Origin of the sequence: Jeotgalibacillus sp. S-D1, assembly GCF_004358665.1 — a bacterium.
Lineage (GTDB): Bacteria > Bacillota > Bacilli > Bacillales > Jeotgalibacillaceae > Jeotgalibacillus.
Genome location: NZ_SMZR01000003.1, coordinates 258,408 through 280,468, shown reverse-complemented (window position 1 = coordinate 280,468; position 22,061 = coordinate 258,408). Strand labels below are relative to the sequence as shown.

General features: G+C 39.0%; 25 protein-coding genes. 15 read left to right on the top strand and 10 right to left on the bottom strand.

Features of this window, described 5'->3' with window-relative positions:
* The first annotated feature begins 58 nt into the window (after positions 1-58).
* Entirely contained in the window at positions 59-931 is an 873-nt protein-coding gene (locus E2R51_RS12175) for a DegV family protein (RefSeq protein ID WP_133377349.1), read from the top strand.
* Between the two features lie 76 nt (positions 932-1,007).
* Here E2R51_RS12175 and E2R51_RS12170 read toward each other — a convergent pair whose 3' ends face one another.
* Both E2R51_RS12170 and E2R51_RS12165 read right to left on the bottom strand, forming a co-directional pair.
* The gene (locus E2R51_RS12170) at positions 1,008-1,193 is read right to left on the bottom strand and encodes a monooxygenase family protein (protein WP_133377348.1); all 186 of its coding nucleotides are present in this window, start codon (positions 1,191-1,193) and stop codon (positions 1,008-1,010) included.
* A gap of 25 nt (positions 1,194-1,218) precedes the next feature.
* Complete coding sequence (locus E2R51_RS12165) at positions 1,219-1,635, bottom strand: (deoxy)nucleoside triphosphate pyrophosphohydrolase (protein WP_133377347.1); 417 nt, start codon at positions 1,633-1,635, stop codon at positions 1,219-1,221.
* Positions 1,636-2,020: 385 nt separating this feature from the next.
* On the opposite strand from E2R51_RS12165, the gene E2R51_RS12160 reads away from it, so the two are divergent.
* Positions 2,021-3,523, top strand: a complete 1,503-nt coding sequence (locus E2R51_RS12160; RefSeq protein ID WP_133377346.1) for a malate:quinone oxidoreductase — start codon at positions 2,021-2,023, stop codon at positions 3,521-3,523.
* A gap of 111 nt (positions 3,524-3,634) precedes the next feature.
* Here E2R51_RS12160 and E2R51_RS12155 read toward each other — a convergent pair whose 3' ends face one another.
* Positions 3,635-3,835 carry a DUF378 domain-containing protein gene (locus E2R51_RS12155; RefSeq protein WP_133377345.1) on the bottom strand — a complete coding sequence of 67 codons (201 nt, stop codon included), beginning with the start codon at positions 3,833-3,835 and terminating at the stop codon, positions 3,635-3,637.
* Positions 3,836-4,011: 176 nt separating this feature from the next.
* Between E2R51_RS12155 and E2R51_RS12150 the strand changes: the two genes are divergently transcribed.
* The gene (locus E2R51_RS12150) at positions 4,012-4,251 is read left to right on the top strand and encodes a hypothetical protein (protein ID WP_133377344.1); all 240 of its coding nucleotides are present in this window, start codon (positions 4,012-4,014) and stop codon (positions 4,249-4,251) included.
* 53 nt (positions 4,252-4,304) lie between these two features.
* Entirely contained in the window at positions 4,305-4,562 is a 258-nt protein-coding gene (locus E2R51_RS12145) for a hypothetical protein (protein ID WP_133377343.1), read from the top strand.
* A gap of 74 nt (positions 4,563-4,636) precedes the next feature.
* On the opposite strand, the gene guaC is transcribed toward E2R51_RS12145, so the two are convergent.
* Entirely contained in the window at positions 4,637-5,620 is a 984-nt protein-coding gene (guaC, locus tag E2R51_RS12140) for a GMP reductase (protein WP_133377342.1), read from the bottom strand.
* A 271-nt stretch (positions 5,621-5,891) separates the two neighbouring features.
* On the opposite strand from guaC, the gene E2R51_RS12135 reads away from it, so the two are divergent.
* The gene (locus E2R51_RS12135) at positions 5,892-6,176 is read left to right on the top strand and encodes a hypothetical protein (RefSeq protein ID WP_133377341.1); all 285 of its coding nucleotides are present in this window, start codon (positions 5,892-5,894) and stop codon (positions 6,174-6,176) included.
* 193 nt (positions 6,177-6,369) lie between these two features.
* Here the strand turns inward: E2R51_RS12135 and E2R51_RS12130 are convergent, their stop codons facing one another.
* From E2R51_RS12130 to E2R51_RS12120, 3 genes are all read right to left on the bottom strand, one after another.
* The gene (locus E2R51_RS12130; protein ID WP_133377340.1) at positions 6,370-7,092 is read right to left on the bottom strand and encodes a hypothetical protein; all 723 of its coding nucleotides are present in this window, start codon (positions 7,090-7,092) and stop codon (positions 6,370-6,372) included.
* A 282-nt stretch (positions 7,093-7,374) separates the two neighbouring features.
* Positions 7,375-8,772, bottom strand: a complete 1,398-nt coding sequence (locus E2R51_RS12125; protein WP_240733065.1) for a sensor histidine kinase — start codon at positions 8,770-8,772, stop codon at positions 7,375-7,377.
* Positions 8,773-8,837: 65 nt separating this feature from the next.
* Complete coding sequence (locus E2R51_RS12120) at positions 8,838-9,521, bottom strand: response regulator transcription factor (RefSeq protein ID WP_133377338.1); 684 nt, start codon at positions 9,519-9,521, stop codon at positions 8,838-8,840.
* A 236-nt stretch (positions 9,522-9,757) separates the two neighbouring features.
* Between E2R51_RS12120 and E2R51_RS12115 the strand changes: the two genes are divergently transcribed.
* The 6 genes from E2R51_RS12115 to E2R51_RS12090 all read left to right on the top strand — a co-directional run bounded on the left by E2R51_RS12115 (position 9,758) and on the right by E2R51_RS12090 (position 17,216).
* On the top strand, positions 9,758-11,206 hold the full coding sequence (locus E2R51_RS12115) for an ABC transporter permease (RefSeq protein ID WP_133377337.1): 1,449 nt from the start codon (positions 9,758-9,760) through the stop codon (positions 11,204-11,206).
* 10 nt (positions 11,207-11,216) lie between these two features.
* On the top strand, positions 11,217-11,912 hold the full coding sequence (locus E2R51_RS12110; RefSeq protein WP_133377336.1) for an ABC transporter ATP-binding protein: 696 nt from the start codon (positions 11,217-11,219) through the stop codon (positions 11,910-11,912).
* Between the two features lie 104 nt (positions 11,913-12,016).
* The gene (locus E2R51_RS12105; protein WP_133377335.1) at positions 12,017-13,123 is read left to right on the top strand and encodes an alpha/beta hydrolase family protein; all 1,107 of its coding nucleotides are present in this window, start codon (positions 12,017-12,019) and stop codon (positions 13,121-13,123) included.
* Between the two features lie 79 nt (positions 13,124-13,202).
* Positions 13,203-14,165, top strand: coding sequence for a LacI family DNA-binding transcriptional regulator (locus E2R51_RS12100; protein ID WP_133377334.1), 963 nt, complete (start codon positions 13,203-13,205; stop codon positions 14,163-14,165).
* A 169-nt stretch (positions 14,166-14,334) separates the two neighbouring features.
* Positions 14,335-15,741 carry a PTS transporter subunit EIIC gene (locus E2R51_RS12095; RefSeq protein ID WP_133377333.1) on the top strand — a complete coding sequence of 469 codons (1,407 nt, stop codon included), beginning with the start codon at positions 14,335-14,337 and terminating at the stop codon, positions 15,739-15,741.
* A 26-nt stretch (positions 15,742-15,767) separates the two neighbouring features.
* On the top strand, positions 15,768-17,216 hold the full coding sequence (locus E2R51_RS12090) for a sucrose-6-phosphate hydrolase (RefSeq protein ID WP_205703328.1): 1,449 nt from the start codon (positions 15,768-15,770) through the stop codon (positions 17,214-17,216).
* A 149-nt stretch (positions 17,217-17,365) separates the two neighbouring features.
* Here E2R51_RS12090 and E2R51_RS12085 read toward each other — a convergent pair whose 3' ends face one another.
* Entirely contained in the window at positions 17,366-17,512 is a 147-nt protein-coding gene (locus E2R51_RS12085) for a hypothetical protein (RefSeq protein ID WP_165967204.1), read from the bottom strand.
* Positions 17,513-17,727: 215 nt separating this feature from the next.
* On the opposite strand from E2R51_RS12085, the gene E2R51_RS12080 reads away from it, so the two are divergent.
* The 3 genes from E2R51_RS12080 to E2R51_RS12065 all read left to right on the top strand — a co-directional run bounded on the left by E2R51_RS12080 (position 17,728) and on the right by E2R51_RS12065 (position 19,869).
* Complete coding sequence (locus E2R51_RS12080; RefSeq protein WP_133377331.1) at positions 17,728-18,315, top strand: hypothetical protein; 588 nt, start codon at positions 17,728-17,730, stop codon at positions 18,313-18,315.
* A 437-nt stretch (positions 18,316-18,752) separates the two neighbouring features.
* Positions 18,753-19,244: a P-loop NTPase family protein gene (locus E2R51_RS12075; RefSeq protein WP_133377330.1), complete on the top strand. Its 492-nt coding sequence runs from the start codon at positions 18,753-18,755 to the stop codon at positions 19,242-19,244.
* A 319-nt stretch (positions 19,245-19,563) separates the two neighbouring features.
* Entirely contained in the window at positions 19,564-19,869 is a 306-nt protein-coding gene (locus E2R51_RS12065) for a DUF5412 family protein (protein ID WP_240733074.1), read from the top strand.
* Positions 19,870-19,956: 87 nt separating this feature from the next.
* On the opposite strand, the gene E2R51_RS12060 is transcribed toward E2R51_RS12065, so the two are convergent.
* The gene (locus tag E2R51_RS12060; RefSeq protein ID WP_133377329.1) at positions 19,957-20,499 is read right to left on the bottom strand and encodes a DUF2179 domain-containing protein; all 543 of its coding nucleotides are present in this window, start codon (positions 20,497-20,499) and stop codon (positions 19,957-19,959) included.
* 169 nt (positions 20,500-20,668) lie between these two features.
* Here E2R51_RS12060 and E2R51_RS12055 point away from each other — a divergent pair, with 169 nt between their 5' ends.
* On the top strand, positions 20,669-20,932 hold the full coding sequence (locus E2R51_RS12055) for a DUF3986 family protein (protein WP_240733064.1): 264 nt from the start codon (positions 20,669-20,671) through the stop codon (positions 20,930-20,932).
* Positions 20,933-21,543: 611 nt separating this feature from the next.
* On the opposite strand, the gene E2R51_RS12045 is transcribed toward E2R51_RS12055, so the two are convergent.
* On the bottom strand, positions 21,544-22,020 hold the full coding sequence (locus E2R51_RS12045; RefSeq protein WP_133377326.1) for a hypothetical protein: 477 nt from the start codon (positions 22,018-22,020) through the stop codon (positions 21,544-21,546).
* Positions 22,021-22,061: the final 41 nt, after the last annotated feature.

Here is a 22,061-nt window from a genome sequence, read left to right as displayed (position 1 = left end):
GTTTGCAGGGGTTGTGTGAGCTATAATTGTGTTACACGTATTTATTCTGGAGGGTAAAATGATCAAAATAATGGCTGATTCAACATGTGATCTATCGCACCAAGTACTTGACCAATACAACATAAGCCTGGCACCCCTAACCATAAAAATCGAAGGTAACGTCTACAGAGACCGCGTAGAAATTAAACCAGATGAATTTTATGAAATGGTGGAGAGCCTGCAAGAGTTTCCAACAACAGGAGCGCCAAGTCCATCGGAATATGCAGAGATCATGAAAGAAGCCGTTGCAGAAGGGTACACAGAGATTCTATGTATCTGTATGTCGAGCGGAACGAGTGGATCCTATCAATCAGCGGAGCTAGCAAAAGACTATTTCTACGAAGAAATGCCGGATTCCCCGGTCAGGATTCATGTAGTCGATTCAAAATGCATGAGCCACGGCAGCGGCTGGCTGCTGATGAAAAGCGCTCTGATGAGAGAACGGGGAGCGCCATTTGACGAAATTGTAGAATTTACTGAAGCATACAAAACAAGAGTAAAGCACTTTCTATCGGTAGATGACTTGAATCACTTAATCAAAAGCGGCCGGATCTCAAATGCAAGCGCCATCATCGGCAAATTTCTTCTATTAAAGCCCATCATGACCATGAAAAATGGGACAGGAACTGTCGTGGCAAAAGAAAGAGGCCGCAAAAGAGTTCTCAAGCATTATGTTCAGCAATTTATCAAAAGGAACGATCCAGAGGTTACAGAATTTATCATCATCGGCTATACCTCTGACCGCACTGTAGCCGAAACCCTTAAAGAAAAAGTCCGGGAAGAGACGAATTTTACCGGAGACATTCATGTGATGCAGATGGGAGTCGCGGTTGGTACGCATGTAGGGCTGGGGGCTATTTCGATGTTTTTTGTGGAAAAGAGCAGGGAATAGAATTTAATAAAGGCTTGTCCTTCGAATTAAGAAGGCAAGCTTTTTATTATTCTATTTTAAGTTTAATAAGAATGCATTATTCTTTGGAGCGCAGCCGCTGCCTTGCAGAATCCACATCTGAAGAGATAGGGGTACGACTTACAGCTTTTCCTAATCCATGTTTTGGCATATTCACATACACAGATTCATAATTCCCGCCTTTTACTTGATATGTTTCATGGTAAATACCAACAGCACATTTTTGGTACAACGAAATAAGCATGTCCCAACTTAATGTATATAAAACCTTAGCCTTTTTCCGTGGGTATGTGCTCCTGTTTCATTATCTCCTCAACTGCAGGAATATCAGCTGGTGCCCAAAGAAGTGAGGGTAAGTTTTCCCGGGGCAGCCAGATCAGCTTTGCATGCTCTATCGCTATTGGGATACCACTTATCAACTCTGCTCTTAAGGAAACCAACTGAATAATGAAGGAGTCATATTCATGTATGTTTTCATTAATTATTTCATGTGCCTTGATCTCACAGCGCAATTCTTCTGTAATTTCCCGCTCTAGCGCTTCCTGAAGATTCTCTCCCTTTTCCACCTTACCGCCTGGAAATTCCCACATATTCGGAATGAGCATGCTTGTTGAACGAAGTGCACACAAGATCTCATTTTTTTCATTTTCAATTACAGCAGCTACTACTTTTACCTGCTTTTTCAATTCAGTCACTCCTATAAGTAAAACTTTTCTGCACCATCTTAAAAGCGATATGCACTTAAACTAACTTTTAAAACTTTCAAATTCTATAGAATTGGTATATGACTACTTTATCATTTTAGGTTAAGTGGCAAACACTAATTTATATTAATTTAATTTAGCTTTATTAGAGTTAAGCAATCTGCAGAGTGGGAAAATTCAGCTGCTTTAATCGTATTATATTTACTTTTATATAAATGATAACCAATCGATATCAGAAAAAATTATGTTCATCAATTAATCATAGTGATACACTAGAATATAGAATATTGTGATTACAAATACTGTTTTATGTAATAGAAAGTTTGGTATGCAGATTTTATAACATCTTAAGCGAAGGACGGTTAAAATGAGTAATAAACATCAGCAAACAGACGTTATTTTAATTGGAGCCGGTATTATGAGCGCGACGCTTGGAGCCTTGCTGAAGCAGGTGGCACCGAATATGAACATTAAGGTGTTTGAGCGGCTTGAGGGTGCTGGCGAGGAAAGCTCGAATGAATGGAATAATGCGGGGACTGGGCATTCTTCATTGTGCGAGCTTAATTATACTAATGAAATGCCGGATGGCTCAATTGATATTGCAAAAGCGATTAAAGTAAACGAGGAATACCAGGTGTCAAAGCAGTTTTGGTCTTATCTTGTGGACAGCAATTTATTGCGTAATCCACAGGAGTTTATTATGTCATTGCCTCATATGAGCCTTGTGCAAGGTGAGAAAAATGTTACTTTTCTGAAGAACAGATTTAAAGCGCTTTCAAATAATCCTCTCTTTGAAGGAATGGACTTTTCCGATGATCCGGAAAAGCTGAAGGAATGGATTCCGTTAATTATGAATGGCCGTACGATCGATCAGCCAATCGCTGCCACAAAAATTGATTCCGGAACCGATGTGAACTTTGGAGCGTTAACACGAAAATTGTTTACGCATCTGGAAAATGAAGACGTAGCTGTTCATTACAAGCATCAGGTGGATGAAATGAAACGGGCAGATGATGGGTCCTGGGAATTGAAGATTAGAGATCTTGAACAGGACAGGCTGGAATATCACCGGGCAAAATTCGTCTTTATCGGAGCAGGCGGAGGAAGTCTGCATCTGCTGCAAAAATCGGGTATTCCGGAAGGGAAATCCATTGGCGGATTCCCGGTAAGCGGACTGTTTCTTGTCTGTCATAAGAAGGAAATCGTGGAACAGCATTATGCGAAGGTTTACGGCAAGGCACCGGTTGGCGCACCGCCAATGTCCGTTCCTCATCTGGATACACGGTTTATTGACAATAAAGCATCACTGTTTTTCGGGCCGTTTGCAGGATTCTCTCCTAAGTTTTTAAAAACGGGCTCCAATCTGGATTTAGTAACTTCAGTCAAACCAAATAATCTGATTACGATGGCCGCTGCAGGTGTGAAGAATATGTCTTTGACGAAATACCTGATCAGTGAGGTTATGCTGTCAAAAGAACAGCGTATGGAAGCCCTGAGAGAATTTGTCCCCGATGCTAAAAGCGAGGACTGGGAGCTGGTTACAGCAGGACAGCGTGTACAGGTTATTAAAGATACAGAAAACGGCAAAGGCACGCTTCAGTTTGGCACGGAGGTCATCAGCTCAGCTGACGGCTCGATCGCAGCCTTACTCGGCGCCTCACCTGGCGCATCAACCTCTGTTTCCGTCATGCTTGAGGTGCTGAAAAGATGCTTCCCGAACAAGATAAAAGAGTGGGAGCCAAAATTTAAAGAAATGATTCCATCGTATGGGATCTCCATGCTTGAAAACCCGGAGCTAATACGCGAGCTTGAGCATTCAACAAGAAAATCGCTCAGCCTTGAGCATAAAAAGCCGGAATACACTGCATAAACATTGTAAAGCATCATTTGCCATTGAGGCGAATGATGCTTTTTTGATTTTTGATGAAATGTGCACCGTAATAACCGCAGGATTCCGCCAGGCGGTACGGTTTTATTAAGCTTAATACTTCTTAGATTTGAACAGCAAACCAAGGGTGATCAAACCTGCAATCCCAATTAAGCCATAAACCACACGTGATAATACCGCACTTTGTCCGCCAAAAATAGCAGCTACTAAATCAAACTGGAAGAAGCCGATAAGTCCCCAATTTAAAGCACCGATGATGATTAAAACCAAAGCCGCACGTTGAATTCCACTCATATTTTCTCCATCCTTTCCTTTATAGATTATGAAAATAGTAAAAAAAAGAGAAAGCAAATGCCTATACAGCAGGCAAAATAATACGTAAAACCATCAGTTTGCCTACGCCAATCTTTCATCCGAACATATTCTATTAGAAGATCCAAAAAGTTAAGAGAGTAATAGAGGTGAAGTATATGAAGAATGATGCTGTAAAACAGTTGAAAGATTTAATAAGAGTCCAGTTAGGATCAAGAGTGGAAGTTTTGTTAACAAGCGGTAATGGCATATCCGGGGTAGTGGCTGGAACGGAAAATGACACGCTAATTCTGGCGCGGGCAGTTACCCGCTTGCAGGGTTATTCGTTTGCATCCCCCATCGTATTCGTTTCGCTTGTGGAAATTGTCAGTCTTACCAACGAAGGTGATTCGATATAGGAGAAAGCTGAATACCACTCTAACAGAAAGGATGGAAAAAAGGGGTGAGCAGGATGGAATTAAACTTAGAAAGCAACGCACGTATAAGAGATCTATTAAGATCTAAAGTAGGTGACAGAATCGGTGTTATTACTAGTAACGGCGCTTTTATAACTGGCTTTATAGCTAAAGTCAAAGGAAATATTCTTACGCTGGCAACTGCGGTTACGCATGTTCAGGGGAGACGAAGGTTTGCTGCTGTAGCCTTCATCTCAATAGATGATATTATAGCCATTGTTTTTGATCCGGAACAACTAATTGATCCAGAATAGAGCTGTATTTAGAAATACATCAAATAAAAAAGCTGTCCCTCTCTGTAAAGAGAAGGACAGCTTTGCATATAGGATTAATAAACTTTATCCCCATTAAAAATCGAGTTCTTCACAATGACATAATCAACCGTGCGGATTGCTTCAAGCTTGTCTCCACCGGCATAGGAAATGGAGGACTGAAGATCCTGCTGCATTTCGGTCAGGGTGTCCTGCAGAGCGCCTTTATGCTCAACGAACATTTTTTTGCCTTCGACGTTTTTCTTCTCGCCCTTTTGGAATTCAGAGGCGGAGCCAAAGTATTCTTTAAAGAGTTTGCCGTCTTTTTCAATCGTCTCACCCGGTGATTCCTCATGGCCTGCAAAGAGAGAGCCGATCATGACCATGGAAGCGCCAAATCGTACAGATTTTGCAATATCACCATGGGTGCGGATGCCGCCGTCAGCGATGATGGGCTTGGTTGCTGCTTTCGCGCACCAGCGAAGTGCCGCCAGCTGCCAGCCGCCCGTGCCAAATCCGGTTTTGATTTTAGTGATGCAGACTTTACCCGGTCCAATGCCGACCTTTGTCGCGTCCGCCCCGGCATGCTCGAGTTCTCTTACAGCTTCCGGAGTACCGACATTACCGGCAATCACAAAGCTTTCAGGCAGGTGTTTTTTAATATGCTGAATCATGTTAATAACGGCATTGGAGTGGCCGTGGGCGATATCAATCGTGATGTAATCAGGAACAAGCTGTTCCTCCGCAAGCTGAGTGATAAAGCCATACTCTTCTTCTTTTACGCCGACACTTATGGACGAAATAAGCCCGCGTGACTGCATATCCTTGATAAACGAAACTCGTTTTTCAGGATTGAATCGGTGCATGATATAAAAATAATTATTTTCTGCTAAATACGTTGCAATGTTTTCATCTATAATCGTTTGCATATTGGCCGGAACGACTGGTAAAGCAAATGTATGTTTTCCGAATGTAACGGTTGTATCACATTGAGAACGGCTGTCTACGATGCATTTTGCTGGGATTAATTGAATATCTTCATAATCAAATACGTTATCCAAAGGTTAACACTCCTAAATGCGAATATTATAGTTGGTTGATTAAATAAATGTTCGTACATATGGTAATTTACCGTATTTTCCCGTGAATGTCAAAGCTATATGCTTGTATCTTCTTCATTTTTGCATAGGAAGGGGTATTCATTTCCTTAGTATTGTAAGCGGTTAACTGTATTTTTAAGATTATTTAATAAATAAAAGAGGAATATCATTCGCTCCATGGAATTCTATTAATAGAGCAACCACCATTCAATGGACAAGGGGAAATAAATTGGTGAAATCAGCAGACATTGTTGGAAAAAAAGAACAACCAGCAGAGCGATTTTTGTGGTTTATTGTAATAACTCTAACGATCGCCTTTATCCCTGTAGATGTTAATTTAAATATATGGATTTCGGTGGTTATAAGTATCGCCATTGTATCCATATCTCAACTCTTTATAAATCTAACAAAAAAACATTTTCAAATGCTTGTGGATCGCTTTCAACTCAAGTTAATGCCTTTATATGCAGTCTACATATTCTTATATATACTGCTGCGAATGGCATTGGGTGAATAGGTTGTACTTGTAAAAAAATATTGACTCAGCTGTGTAAATGAGCTATGGTTGATTACGCGATGAGCTCATTTGCATAAGACGGACAGGCATTCCTTTTTGGAGCACGTTGTGGAGCGTGGTCTGGACGCCGCAAATTATCGATAAGCATCCTGCTTTTGCAGGGTGCTTTTTTATATGCAAAAAAGCTGCCCGTTTAAAGCAGCAGCAATAGAATACTATACCCGGCAAGACCCAGGCTGAAAGCGGCAAAGCTGCTCTCTTTTTCCTCCGGCAATTCCTCCTTCAATACATTCAGCACGATCCCTCCTGCTAAAAAGGCAATCAAAATAGATATCGTAAACTCGTTCACCTCAATGAAAGCTCCGATGACCCAGCCTAATAGGGTGGCAAGGGTTAAAAGAATTCTTCCATACTGATCATAGATTAACTTGTGTTCTCTTCTGAGTGCACGGTCATTGGTAATGAAATGAATACTCAGGGCGACAAAATAGAAAAACAGTCCCCATGGACTTTCATATTCCTCCCGAATCAGGAGATAGCCAATGACAGCATTGTAGACAAAGAAAGAAGAAATATGAATCCAGAATACGCCAGCTGGTGACAGATCAGATTGTTCCTTTTTTGAAGTTTTCACCAGCCGTTCAAGGCCGTAGAAAACAGCAAGCCCAATCATCGCGATGATATAGATGTGGTTTTCGACATACCTCCATGCCCCCTCACCAAGGTTTTCCTCCAGGGCCTGCTGATAGTGATTAAGTTCAGGCAGCAAATGAATAAAAACATAGGACACAGCAATTCCGCCTGCGAACGATAACACTCTGCTTTGCGGCCTTTCTTTAATAAACCCCAAATACTTAGAGCTATAGTGAATGAGAGAAAACCCAATAGCAAACACAAAACTGAGCCAGAAAAACATCTATTTCACCCTTTCCAAGTAATGTTAATAGAAATTACGATCTATTAACTAAAAACCCTCTCAAGATGAAATGTAAACGCCTATAGTGTTGGAAGAGATAAGCATTTAGAGAATAAGTTTAGAATCAAATAAGATAGGGAGTACTTGAAAAAGATAATTTCAAAAAAGTTCCCATTATTGGCTCTGGAAGCGGGAAAAATACCTTATCGAATGAACTATCTGCAAATTTTTCTGGCCCGTATTACGAAAAATTGTTATAGTGGGAAAACCTTATCTTACGACTCATTCTAACGGCAAATAAACACCAAAACTAGCCCCTTCACCAAGAGCACTGACCACATCAACTTTCCCCTGGTGTGCCTCTACAATTGCTTTTGTAATAGAGAGCCCAAGCCCAGTTCCTCCATATTCACGATTTCTGGAATAATCAATTCGATAAAACCGGTCAAATACATTAGGTTGCTTTTCCTTTTCAATCCCGGATCCATTATCCTCCACATTTAAATGAATGGTTTTCTCCTTTACTTCTAATCGAATATTAATTCTACCTTGCATAGCATCTGTATGTTGAATCGCGTTTTGAACGAGGTTTAAGATCACTTGCTTCATTTTGTCAGGGTTCACTTTTGCGTACACATTATTATTCAAATGAAACGTCACAACTCTTTTTCCCGCTAAGATGCTTAAGTGCGGACTCATGTCTTGGATGAGTTCGGTTAGATTAGTTGACTGAAGCTCTAATTCTGGTGTCTGATCCAATTTCGCTAACAATAACAATTCCTCTACCAACTTGATAACGCGCTTCGTTTCGCCGTACATATTATCAAGTGCCATCGACAATTGATTCGGATTTTGTGCAGCGCCTCTTAACAATACCTCAAGATATCCATATACAGATGTAAGAGGGGTTCGTAATTCGTGGGAAGCATCAGCAATGAAACGTCTCATTTTTTCCTTTGCTTCCCTTTCTTGTCCAAAAGAAACCTCAAGACGTTGTAGCATATCATTAAAGGATTCAGATAAAAGATCTATTTCTTCTTGTCCTTGCTTCTGTGGGATTCGGTACGCCATGTTGGAAGCATTAATAGTCTGAACAGATGATACGATGTTGGATAAAGGTCCTAATGTCTTTTTAATAACAGTGAAGTAGATCCAGATCCCTGCTGCTATCGCAAAAATGGACAGCATCATAAAGGTTAGCCAATGTTTCCATAATAGTTGCTGCAAGGGAGCGGTGCTGACCCCCATTTGTAATATTGCGTCTTCTCCATTCTGTAATCTATTTGGTTTGCGCAAGGCCGGTCGGAATAGGACGAGCTGTTCAGTGCCGGTTTCATCCTTAAACAAGTGATACTCTTCCCTATTTCTACTTACTAAATTTTGTTTTATTGTATCAATCTTGGCTTCAGAAAGCTGTGGAGATACCAATCCATTGTTCTCTAATAAGTCGATGTACGTTCCATCTTCTTGTATAAGAGAGAGAGACAAATTCTCAACTAAGAAAAAATGTCCGCGCTCTCTGCCGCCGGGAAGATCTGAAAATTCCCCTAACGCTCCTATAGGAACGGACGAGATTTTCCCGCGTAGTTGTTCAGCTTCATTTTTATATAAAAAGTCTTTTAATACTATATATTGGGAAAATCCGATCATTACTAAAATTAGAGAGAGAATGATAAGCATTTTAGAAAGAAGCTGATACCGAAGTGAGGGAGGGGAAAGTGTTTGTAGGATTTCCCTAAAACGGATCATGATAAATCCAACCTATATCCAGACCCTCTAATCGTCCGAATGAGTTGATGCTTTTTATCACCGAGCTTTTCCCTTAAGGAACGGATGTAGACTTCTACTATGTTATCTTCTCCCTGAAAGGTATACCCCCATACCTTATCTAAAATCAATAGCTTACTCACGACCATCCCGTGATTTAATACGAGATACTTCAATAATTCATATTCTGTTGGAGAGAGGGAGAGTACATTGCCCCTGTACTCAATTTCTCGCCTTCTATCATCGATTCGAAAGGGACCATAAATGACTTCACCGAAATGGTTTGGAAATTGGTTTCGGACCCGGGCTTGAATACGGGCTAATAATTCTTCAAAGCTAAAGGGCTTTACGATGTAATCATCTGCTCCAATTTTTAAGCCTTTTACTCGATTGGCGACCTCATCTCTTGCCGTCAGCATTATGATGGAGGTTTGGACACCGCTCTTTCTTATCATATTACACACCTCAAAACCATCTACCCCAGGCATCATCACATCTAATATGACGACTTGCGGCTGGAAGTCTGGTATAAGGTTTATGGCAATAATTCCATCTGCAGCTGTCTTTACCTTATATCCCTCATTTGATAAACCAAGCTCAAGAAATTGCAAAATATTTTTTTCATCATCTACGAGCAGTATTTTAATATTTTGGTTATTCATATCCCAATGTCCCTCTCTCAATTTACCTTTTCATCGTTATTGTAACCTCTTTATAGAGGGGAAAAGGCATATAGTAATATATTTTCAGCTAACTTTCAGTTTCTTTTAAGTACCATATCAGTTTTGTTTCGCATAATACTTACTATAGCTTGTTTTAAAAAAGAGGAGTCAATGATTAATCAAATTGGATGACGGTTTAACCAATTATTCAAGTGAAAAATGGGAGGAGTGGGAGATTGAATTTTATCAAAAGGGCGTATTGGAGTGTAACTGTCAGAAAGGGAAAAAGCATTATCCTTCTCGTAGTACTTGCTGTTATATCAGTATTTGTATTAACAGGATTAACGATTCAGACAGCTGCGGAGGAGTCTAGTATTTTGGCAAGACAAGAACTGGGTGGAGATGTCACGTTAACGGTCGATCGACAAAGCCTGGTGGAAAATGGAGTGACTGAGAGAAGAAAACAAGCCATGTTCCAAACCATTCCCATAGATATAGAGGATGCAGAATCACTTATTGATTCTGAGCATGTGGAAGGATTTAACTTTTATTCTGCGACTAGTGCCATGACAAATGATTTCACGGCGATCGGAGCAGAAGAGAGAGAAGAAAGTACAATAGAAGATGGTCAAGACCAAGGAAGCATAATGCCTGGCAGAATGGGGAACGGCAGTAATGCTGATTTGGATGTCCAAGGAGTCTTATATAGTGATGCGGCTACTTCTTTTATAAATGGCCAATCTGAAATTGTAGAAGGAGAACACCTTACAGCAGATGATGCAGGAAAAAAGGTCACCATGGTGGAGGGAAATCTGGCATCTGAAAATGGTTGGTCCATAGGCGATGAAATTTCCGTTACATCAGAGGAAACTGAAGAATCGGTAACGCTTGAAATCAAAGGTATTTATTCTACTAGTGAAGAAGTACCTCCACAAGCAGAAAGAATCTTATCGATGAACCCATATAACTCAATTTATGTACCGATAGAGGTAGCAAATCAACTCAAGGGAGAAGAAGGTATCATTGATCAGGCAATCTATTATATAAATGATCCCTTAAACATTGATGCGTTCATTGAGGAAGCAAAAAGTGAAAGCACCATTGATTTTGATACGTTTATTTTAAATGCGAATGATCAGCTCTATCAACAAATGATGGGACCAATCGAAAATGTATCTTCTTTCTCTAACAAGATAGTATTACTTGTTACCATAGCCGGATCAATTATTTTAGGCTTGATTGTCATGATGACAATTCGAGAAAGAAAGTATGAGATGGGCGTTTTATTGGCCATTGGAGAGAAACGAATAAAATTAGTTGGACAATTCATTGTAGAAATATTGATTGTAGCGGTATTGGCTATGGGTCTATCCCTTATTACAGGCAACTATGTGGCAGACGCAGTGGGGAACCAATTACTAGAGCAAGAGCTTACTGCTACGGAAGAAAGTGACGAACCACAATCATTTGCTAAAAGGCGAGGAATGATGGGGGGAATGGAAGCAGGAGGCAATATCCAGAACCAGGACGTCCAAACCATAGAAGAAATTTCCATTGGTGTTACCGCTGCAAATATCATATTGATGGTTGGGATAGGATTGCTTTGTATTATAGTTTCAACACTTGTACCTGTCTTAAGTATTCTCCGGATGAATCCCAAAACAATTTTAACTAATCAAGACTAGGAGGTCCATTATGAGTGAGTTATTATCCTTACAACAAGTAAGTTATTGGTACAAACAAGGCTCCAAGCAACAGTTTATTCTAAAAAATGTGGACATTACATTTGAAAGGAGTACGTTTTATACCATTGTGGGACCATCAGGATCTGGGAAAACCACATTTCTAGCCTTGATTTCTGCGCTCGATATACCTGGTTCTGGGAAGATTCTATATGAAGGAACTGATTTGAGTAAAATTGGCTTAACCAGATTTCGGAACCAATATGTTTCCATTGTGTTTCAGTCCTATAATCTTCTTCCTTACATGACGGCTATTCAAAACGTAATAACTGGAATGGAAATAACAGGAGTGAAGCATCAAAATAAAAAGCAATACGCTTTTGATTTACTGAAGAGAGTAGGCATCACAAAAGAACAGGCTCATCAAAAAGTTCTAACGCTTAGTGGAGGGCAACAGCAAAGAGTATCCATTGCACGTGCTATTTCTACGCCTGCAAACCTGATAGTTGCAGATGAGCCAACAGGGAACTTGGATGAAGAAACAGCCAAAAGTATCATCACCTTACTTCAAAAGCTTGCCCATGAGGAAGGAAAATGCGTCATTGTAGTCACGCATGACCAAAGCATCGCAAGTAATTCCGATGTGAAGATTACCCTTACCAAAGAGAAAATGGTAAAGGAAAGACTTAAAGAAGTGATAGTTAAGTGAAGTGACTACCCCGAATGATGGATAAGGATAAAGAGGGCTGAACTGACCCCTAAATTGGAACAGTTCCAATAAACACTAAACAGAAAAGGAGTTTTACGATCTTTATGAAGAAAATATCACTCACATTCACAACATTTATGACCGCCCTTATCGTACTAGGTGCTTGTACCAATACAAGCGCTGAAGAAGAGGAGACAGAAGATAACCAAACTATAGAGAAAATAAGTCCCACTAATACGAGTGGTTCATCTGATGCTGGCGCAGGGGGTGAAGATAGCGTCACGCTCAAAGAGATGGATAATTTCTACGTAGGAGATTCCCAGGATACTCAGTCTCTGATCCATTCGTTTATTCCTCATGAATCGGCCAATACGCCTGTGGTCATGGTTCCCGGCTTGGGGCTCGGGGCAAACATTTACGAGAGTACTCCAGATCATCGTAATGGCTGGGCCTATTATTTTGCGCAAGCTGGCTATCCTGTTTATACCGTAGATACCTCAGATCTTGCTAGTGCCGGTCTTTCAGAATCAGAGTCAAGCACCTCTATGTCTAAATGGGATTCTCAGTCGATCTGGCAGCGCTGGGGATTAGGTTCCGCTTCGGATGAACCTTATCCAGACGGACAATTTCCCGCAGACTCTTTTGAGCAATTCTACGCGAGCATTCCCATGCAAATAAGCACTGGAGGCGGCTCAGATTCTACCGGCAACAGTGAAAACGTCCGTGGTGGAAAGGGACAAGATGCTGGTGGAGGAGGAACTTCCCGGGTTAATCCACAAGAAGTAGATAATATGATTTCTTTACTAGAAGACAAAGGACCTGCTTTATTAATGGTTCATTCGATGGGAGGCGAAATTGGTTATGAAGTAGCGCGTCAACGTCCCGATTTGGTTAAGGGGCTTATTGCGATTGAACCAGTGGGTTCCCCAACAGACGAAGAGGAAGTAGAGGACACATTCGCAGAAATCCCATACCTTGCCGTCTACGGAGATTACCTTGAATCACGTAATCAGGTAAGTCGTCTGGAAGCGGTCCAAACGACCGTTGACATGATTAATGAAAATGGCGGTACAGGTGAAGTGTTGGAACTAACAGAAGAAGGGATTAACGGAAACTCCCACTTATTGATGGTCGATAAGAACAACCACGAGATTTCTTCGCAAATCATTGATTGGTTAGATCGTGTAGAAATAGAATCAGGTTTTAAATAATGATCATCTTCAAGTTTACACGATCTGTGATAAACTATTATCAATAAAAATGATTAGAGAAGGTGAAACATTGGTTAATATGAAGGACGTAGCTAAAGAAGCTGGGGTTGGCCTTGGGACTGTGTCTAGAGTTATTAATAAAAATGGTCCTGTAAAACCATCTACTCGTCTGAAGGTAGAAAAAGCGATTGAAACATTGAATTATAAAACGAACGAAGTGGCCAGAAATTTCAAGATGCAGCAGACGTGTTCAGTTGCTTTAATTGTGCCAACTATATGGCACCCTTTTTTCTCGAAATTTGCCTATCACGTAGAGACAACACTTTCTGAAAATGGCTATAAGATGATTTTATGTAATTCCCAGAGTGATGTAACGAATGAAATTAATTATATAGAGATGCTGGAAAAAAATAAGATCGATGGACTAATTGTGATTACGTACAGTCGAGACCTTGATCAATATATTACCAGCAATTTGCCGATTGTAAGCATTGATCGACATTTTACAGAAAATGTTGTTTATGTCACAAGTGACAATGAAAAAGGAGGTAGGATTGCAGCATCGGAGTTAATAAAGAGGAATTGTAAGAAAATCGCCTATCTAGGAAGCGTATCGGATATTAAGAATGAATCGATGAAACGCCGTCAAGGATTTGAAGATGAAGCAAAAAGACAAAAAATTTCTTACCATGTTCTCGAACTGAACGAACCCGTTGATGATATTCGTAAAAATGTCATTCAATTCTTAGATGAGCATGCAGACGTGGATGGTATCTTTGCTATGAATGATAAATGGGCCAAAATTGTTATGAAAACTTTACAGGAAAAAAAGCTATTGATTCCTGATGATGTTCAGGTAATCGGCTACGATGGGATCACAGCAAGCAAGGAAGAAGAGTTAACGTTTTCGACTATTAAGCAACCTGTCCAAATGATGGCTAAAAAAGCGACTGAAGCGCTTATTAACATTATTAATGAGCAACCTACTGAGGACAAGTTGGTCTTGCCGGTTGAATTTTATGAAGGTACATCAACAAAATAATTAAGTCTTGACATTATTTTTATAAGAAGATATTATAAATAGCAACTTAAGCGATTTATGAAGTCGCTTTTTTAAAAAGCTGAAATGGAAACGTTTCCACTTAGCTTTTATTTTAGACTCTGTAGTGGAAACGTTTCCACTTAAATTATTAAGTTTAGGAGGAAAAGTTATGGCGAAGAACCCCAAAGTAGTTGCCAGTAGAGTTTTAGAAGCCCTCGGCGGTAAAGAGAATATTTATCGGATGTCACATTGCGCCACAAGACTGAGAGTTGAGTTGCATGATGATCAAAAACTTGACAAGCAAGCATTGGATTTAATTGAAGGGGTTAGCGGTTATTTCTTTCAAAGTGGTCAGCATCAAATCATTTTAGGTACTGGTTTCGTAAACAAGGTATTTGCAGAATTAGTAAAAGAAGGGGCGGCTGAAGAATTAAGTAACGAAAAAGAACCGAAAGTGAATTCCAACAAAACGAAGATACAGCTACTGACTAAGACATTTGCTGACATTTTTATTCCGATCATTCCTGTTTTAATTGCAACTGGTCTCCTGATGGGACTTCGTGGCCTGCTAGTAAATGGATTCGGCATGGAATTATCAGATACTATAATAATTCTCTCTCAAGTGCTGACAGATACCGCTTTTACATTCATACCTGTTCTTGTAACCTGGTCAGCAATGAAGAATTTCGGTGGATCTCCTGTTATTGGTGTCACGCTCGGGCTGATGCTGGTTGCTCCGCAGCTGCCGGACAAATGGGCAGTATCTTTTGGTGAAATTGATCCATTGTTACTTACAGTTTTGGGGTTAGATATACCAATCACTGGCATGCAAAGTTCTATTTTACCCGCAGTTTTTATGGGATGGCTTGCAGCGCGTATTGAAAAAAGCTCACGTAAAATTGTTCCGGATGTATTAGATTTAATTTTGACTCCATTCATCACCTTATTGATTTCATTGGTTTTAGGATTAGTCATGATCGGCCCATTAATTTTAGGAATTGAAAATTTGATTACTTCTGGCATTATGTACTTTTTTGAGTTGCCATTCGGGGTCGGTGGATTTATCTACGGTGGAGCTATTCAGTTGTTAGCCATTACTGGTATGCATCATACAATTGTACCGATTACGGTTAAAATGGTAGCTGAAACTGGATATGATCTGATAAACCCAATTGGTACAGCTGCCATTGCAGGTCAGGCAGGAGCTGCGATTGCCGTAATTCTTCAACAGAAAGATAAGATTAAACGCTCTAATATGTTTGGCTCTGTTGTTCCTGCTTTTTTTGGAATCACTGAGCCTGTTATGTTTGCGATTAATCTTCCCAAAGTGAAACCTTTTTTCTATGGTTGTTTAGGTGGAGCAGTGGGAGGCGGTCTTGCTTCCATCCTGGGGATTGCTGCAGCTGGAACAGGATCTACAATGTTACCAGGATTGCTGCTTTATATTGGAGATGGTTTTTTCCAATACATCCTCGTCATTCTTGTTGCTCTTGCCACATCGTTTTTAATCACACTCTTTGCTTATCGTGAAAAACAAGAAGTTGAACAACCAGCCTTAAAACAAAAAGTCGACTAAAGTCAATAAAAGAAAGGAAGCCTTTAATGTTACAAAGTATTGACTTTTCAAATCACCAGAATCGATTTTTATCGATGGAGGATGTATCTGATCAATATTTAGAGATGATTGAGCAAAAAACGAAACAGGATCCTTTTTATCCGACCTATCACATAGCGCCGCATCATGGACTTTTAAATGATCCGAATGGTCTCTCTTACTATAAAATGAGTCATCATATTTTCTATCAGTGGTTTCCACTTGGGCCGGTTCATGGACTAAAGCATTGGTACCATCTGTCGACAAAAGATTTTGTTCATTTCGAAGATCACGGAGTCGCACTTTATCCTGACAGGGACTATGATTCGCATGGATGCTTTTCTGGTTCAGGCTTTCTTGAAGGAAAAGATCTGCAACTTTTTTATACTGGAAATAAAATTGGGGAAGATGGTCAGATCATTCAGAGCCAAGTATATGCCTCGATGGACGAGAATTTAAACATAACGAAGCATGCTCCTATTATTAATGATCCTGCTCCGGAATTTACACATAATTTTAGAGACCCAGTCGTTTTCAAAAGGGGAAAAATCTATCACATGTTAGTTGGGGGAGAAACAATTAATCAACAAGGTGCATTAGCTCTATATAGTGGGTCATCTATAAAAGAATTGAATTATAAGGGGATTATAAAAACTGAAATTGAAAATCCAGGTTATATGTGGGAGTGCCCCAATTATTATGAGAAGGACGGGGAAGGTGTCCTGATTTTTTCTCCTCAAGGAGATTTGAATAAAGATAAATACAACTTTAATAATGTATTTTCTGTCGTTTACGCTGTCAGTGCTATTCTCGACACAGAGCAATTGAGATACGATGGGAGGGAATTCATAGAGCTTGATAAGGGATTTGACTTCTATGCTCCTCAAACTTATGAAGACGTTCAAGGTAGAAGGATATTGATCGGCTGGTTAGGAAATTCCAAAAGTAATTACCCAACAGATTCAAATATGTGGGCACACATGCTAACCATCCCACGGGAAATTACAATCAGCGGAAAACGTCTCATTCAAAATCCGATTAAAGAGCTTGAAAACTTAAGGATTAGAAATGAAAAATTGAGTCAAGAGCATACCTTGTTTTCACGTGCATTTGAAATTGAAGTGATGGTTGAGGAATCGTTTAAGATATCATTTGAAAATGATAATGAAGATTCTGTCACCTTCTCATCTAATGGAGAGGAATATTGTTTGGACCGTTCAAACATGACTCATCTTTATGCAGACCGTTTTGGAACCGAAAGGTATGCGATAAGGCTGAAAAAAGAGAAACATATCATTCGTATATTCGTAGATTCTTCAAGTATTGAGATCTTTTGTGATGAAGGTCAAACAATTTTCACAAGCCGTATGTTTATTGATAACATTTCAACTGTTTATTCAGAAGGTGTAAGAGGAGAACTGTTTTATTTACAGTCAATTACTCATACGGAAGAGTAAAATATAAATATACCCCCAAGAGATAAACTCGATTTTAGAAATAAATAAAACTTTTGAATAAAGCCAACATCAACAAATAAAACTTCCGCAATAGTAGGAAGTTTTATTTTTTCTGGTTTAAAAAATGCCTGATCCGAAGGGATCTCACTCTATTTTTCGAATGCCAGCTTTGCTTGTGCTTTTCGCGGTAGGCAATCGAATTCTCCCCAGCTGAAAGCGGCAAAACTGCTCTCTTTTTCCTCCTGCAATTCCTCCTGCAATTCCTCCTGCAATTCCTCCTTCAATACATTCAGCACGATCCCTCCGGCTAAAAAGGCAATCAGAATGAACAATTAAATAAAACACTAGAAAAACTACCTTATGATAATGGTTTGATAAATAGGGTATTAAATACCATATGAGGAAACATATGATATATTTACAGTAGAAATATTTATTCTACGAACGGAGCGAGTTTAGTAAAAGCAGAAATCTGTCTTAAGGCTAAATAATTTGTATGGGGAGGAGTTTAGTGAAAAAGTTCTTAAATCTAAATACCTTATATATTGTGGCATTCATAATTGCACTTGGTGCATTCTTCATTCCCTGGGCAGTGACACTATACAAATTTCAGACCCTGGGAATACATTCTTTTACGAACGACATTGAAAGTTATCACAATATTGCACACCCCCTTGATGGAGAATATACAATCGAGATTGATTTGAATCATTTGGAGAATAACGAGGGGAAAGTGCTTTTTGATGATGGAGAAAACCAAATATATGTCTCGAAAGTAATCGCTCATCATCCAAAGGAATTCGAACTTTTCTTCAGGTCAAATGGAAACGCCAGTTTAGGTGGTGCGTCAATCGTATCGGGCGTAGAATATATACATAATATTGATGGTTTAACAAGTGAGTTTAAGGCGAAAGCAGAAGCGACATATAGAGATGATACGTTTAAATTAAGTCCTTCTGAATACTCAGGCATAAACTACAATAATGCTGATGAGTTTGGATTCTATTTGGATTTACCAAACGATATAGTTCTTGATGATGAAGGAATGGTTGTTGTAGCAGTTACAAACTTATATTTAAATTTATGGGCAAAGAAATAATTTTGACCACGGTGAGCGATTATTCAATAAACGCTTCCCGGGTTCTAGTTAACCTAGCAGTAGAGATTAGCAGGGGTACTCGCAGAAATGAGGATATTGAATGGGGATATTTTTTAAAGACATGTCTCAAAATGAAACTGAAAATTGGAAAAAAGGGTGTTATTTTGGCTTTTACGTCTTTTTAATAACGTTGTTTGTAAACCAAACATATTACTATATTTTTACTAGTTACTTGTGGTATCTTCTGGACTGGGTTGTTATCTGCATTCGCCTGGTCTTTCATTTTAAACATTAAAGCTGTAAAAGGAAGGAAGAATCGAAACATATATGACCAAAATGGTAAGAACCAGGACTCACCCAGGCTGTAAATGATTAGATGAATTTACTTATCTGCTTAGCATGGATGGTGATCACTTGAAAAAGACAATCCCAAAAAGATACATATTATTGGCTCTGTTGGAAGCGGTAAAACGACTTTAGCCAGAGACCTTTCTGCACAGCTGTCTATCCCATATTATGAATTAGACAATGTAGTTTGGATAAGGAAGAAGACAGGGGATATCAGAAGAACTGAAGAGGAAAGAGAAGAGTATTTGACTAGTATCATCCAATCTGAAAGCTGGATCATTGAAGGGATACACAATGAAAATTGGGTAAGCAGCAGTTTTCATCAAGCGGATTTAATTATCTTTTTAGATACAAACTATTCCATAAGAACCTATCGAATTATAAAAAGGTTTTTAAAGCAAAAACTTCATTTAGAGAAGTCAAATTACAAACCGACAGTAAAAATATTTTTTAACATGTTTAAATGGAACCGGTATTTTGAAGAAGTGGGGAAAGTGAATTTCTTCAACAACTATTCTGTACATAAGGACAAGATTAAGGTTATTCGTAACACAAGCACTCTGGAAAAACACTTCAACTGACAGGGTGCAACTGTCCAAGAAGTAAAGATGTTTGAAAAGTAATTGACTGGAGGGGGGATCATTATTAAAAGTAAATTAGGGATATTTTCAGCTATATTATTTTTAATGGGGTTAGTTTCTTATATTATTGTTTTATTCGGTAATGATTATCTTCTATTAGTTGGAGTGATTTTATCTGCATTGGGGTTTATATTGGCTTTATTCGCTAAAAAGGATATGTATAGAATACTGGGCTTAATTGGTAATGGCATTTTATTATTTATTACTATTGTTATTCCTTTTATAGTCACTACTTTCTTTTGGAACACTCCTTAACGAACTGCAATTTAAATTTCGGGGTATTTTTATTATGAACAGATTACCTCTAGTCGAATATCTTACAGAAGAAATCTCTCCTGATGGAAAATACACCTTAAAAGCATATGTCACAAATGGGGGAGTAACAACCTCATATGCCGTTCGTGGTGAGTTAGTATTTAATGAAAAAGATAATAAAACCAAAAATATCTATTGGAACTACCGGGAAGAGACTGCAAATATCTCGTGGACAGATGATAACACCGAGGTCATTAACGGCCATGTATTAGATGTACCAAGCGATAAATTCGATTTTAGAAATCAATAATTTCTATTTATTTCATTATCCGGGTCATTAGAAAAAAGAAAATGCCTGATCCCTGCAATTTAAACACAGGAATCAGACACCATCACTCTATTTTGCTGCTTCTTTATTTTTTCTGTTTTTCCGCATCGCTTTTGTAATGTAGCCGCCTTTAAAATTACGGGGCTCATACGACACGATAAAGGCACTTGGCTCAAAGACACTGACGATCTTAATGAACTCCTGTTCACGATCACGCCGGGCTGTACAGTCAAGGCGGAAACGGCGTGCCTGGTTCATGCCTTCCACTTCGGAGGTGGAGACACTAAAGCCTTCATTACGAAGGTTCTGTATTAATTCTTCGTTTTTGCTCGTTATATTTACTTCAATGGAGACAAACCCGATCGCAAGCTTCTGTTCGATGATCTGACCTAAATAAAGACCGATCCCAAAGCCTAACGCGTAGGCAACCATATTCAGGTAATTGGACAAATCACTAAAAACAATTCCCAGTGCGACAACGTAGATAAACCCTTCCAGTATTCCCAGAGCTGCGGCTTTTTCTTTCATTCCCTTGACCATCATAATTGTACGCAGTGTTAAAACAGGAACAAATATTAACTGGGCCACGAAAATGATGAGTGCGTTAAGCATTTCCTCACCTTCTTCCTAAAACGTTCAACCTAGTTTAACAGGATGCTCCTTCTTTCGACAAGCATTTCCATTCTATTCTAGTTATTTCTAATTTTTATGTTGATTTGGAGGTTTTAAGAATGCCTCGTATACATTAAGCAAGTTATTGAAAAAGGTGGGTTTTTTGAACATGTTATATGACGATAGATATTATTTGCATTTAGGTTATTACGAGAATGGTTATGATTTAGAGGCTATTGCTTTTAAAAGAAAATCACAAGGAGTTTGGGACATATTTTTTGATTTCGAGCGATATGGATTGGAGAATCCAAATGAAAAAAATGAATTGAATGAGTTTGGTATAAAAATATTTTCAATCGAAATACAGGAACTTGATGTTGATTACGGAGAAGTAAGATATAAACAATGGCTATCTGACCAAGAAATTATATAACACTTAGATTCTTTTAAAATGCTTGTCTTACTTCAATAAGTAGATTTAAATAGCAGATGGTATACAAATTTGGAGGTATGCGAATGTATTGGGAAACTCTACCTCAATGGTTTTGGGTGCTCTATTATTTAATTTTACTAATAACTTTTGTGTTTACAGTAATTAGTATTTATAAGAATAAGAAGATTATAATATCATTTATAGCAATGCTATTTATAGTAACTGTTCCCATAATTAGTTTTATTCAAAGTTCCAGTTCAGATAGAGAAATCAAATTGAATGAGTATGAGTTTTTTATTATTCAGTTACAACAAGGGGAATTATGGTCCGTATATTCATTCTTAGGTTATACATTTATCCTTATTTGGTGGATCGTGTTTCTCTATGGTGTACTAAGGCTGTTTTTTAACAGACCCTCCAATGATTAAGTAAATCTTTTACCAAGTTTGAAAAAAGGAACCACAAAATAGTGTGTCATTTATTTAATCTATAATTGATCTAGTCGAATGAATTTTCTAATTTGCCGATATTTAAAGATGTAATGCTACTTCACAATTATCGCAAAAGCCACTGGCTGCTATTTAGCTCAGTGGCTTTTACAGTTGAAACCATTACCCGCACCAGACAATAATTTTATACGGCATAGCCTGAGCGGGGATGCTGGTGGTAGCGCGACTGTATAGCACGATTAGATATCGGTTTACAGGGCTTTTAGTAAATACTTGCCCGTTAGGCAAAAGCATCTGTGTGTCAGGAGAAGGGTTCAATTGCAAAAGTCCGTCACTGCTTAGAAGCTGCTCGTCAAAATAATCTACCTTCACATTTTGGTAGGGGCTGTTTTTGACCATCACAAGCGCGCCATATTGCTGTGGATAAATCATGATGACAAACAGGCTGGCATCGTAGTATCCGGTTACACTGTCCCCGACTGAGACCAATTCGTGATCGACAAAGTAAGTGGAAGGGGATGTAACGAAATTAACCTGTGCACCTGATTCGTTTACAACAGTGATAAACTGATTGCAGGTGTCGCCCTCTTTATCACCAAGGCTCGTGACAATTCCATGAAACGATTTGAACTGGACCATTCCTGCACCTCTTTCTTCCTTATATGTATTCCAATCATACC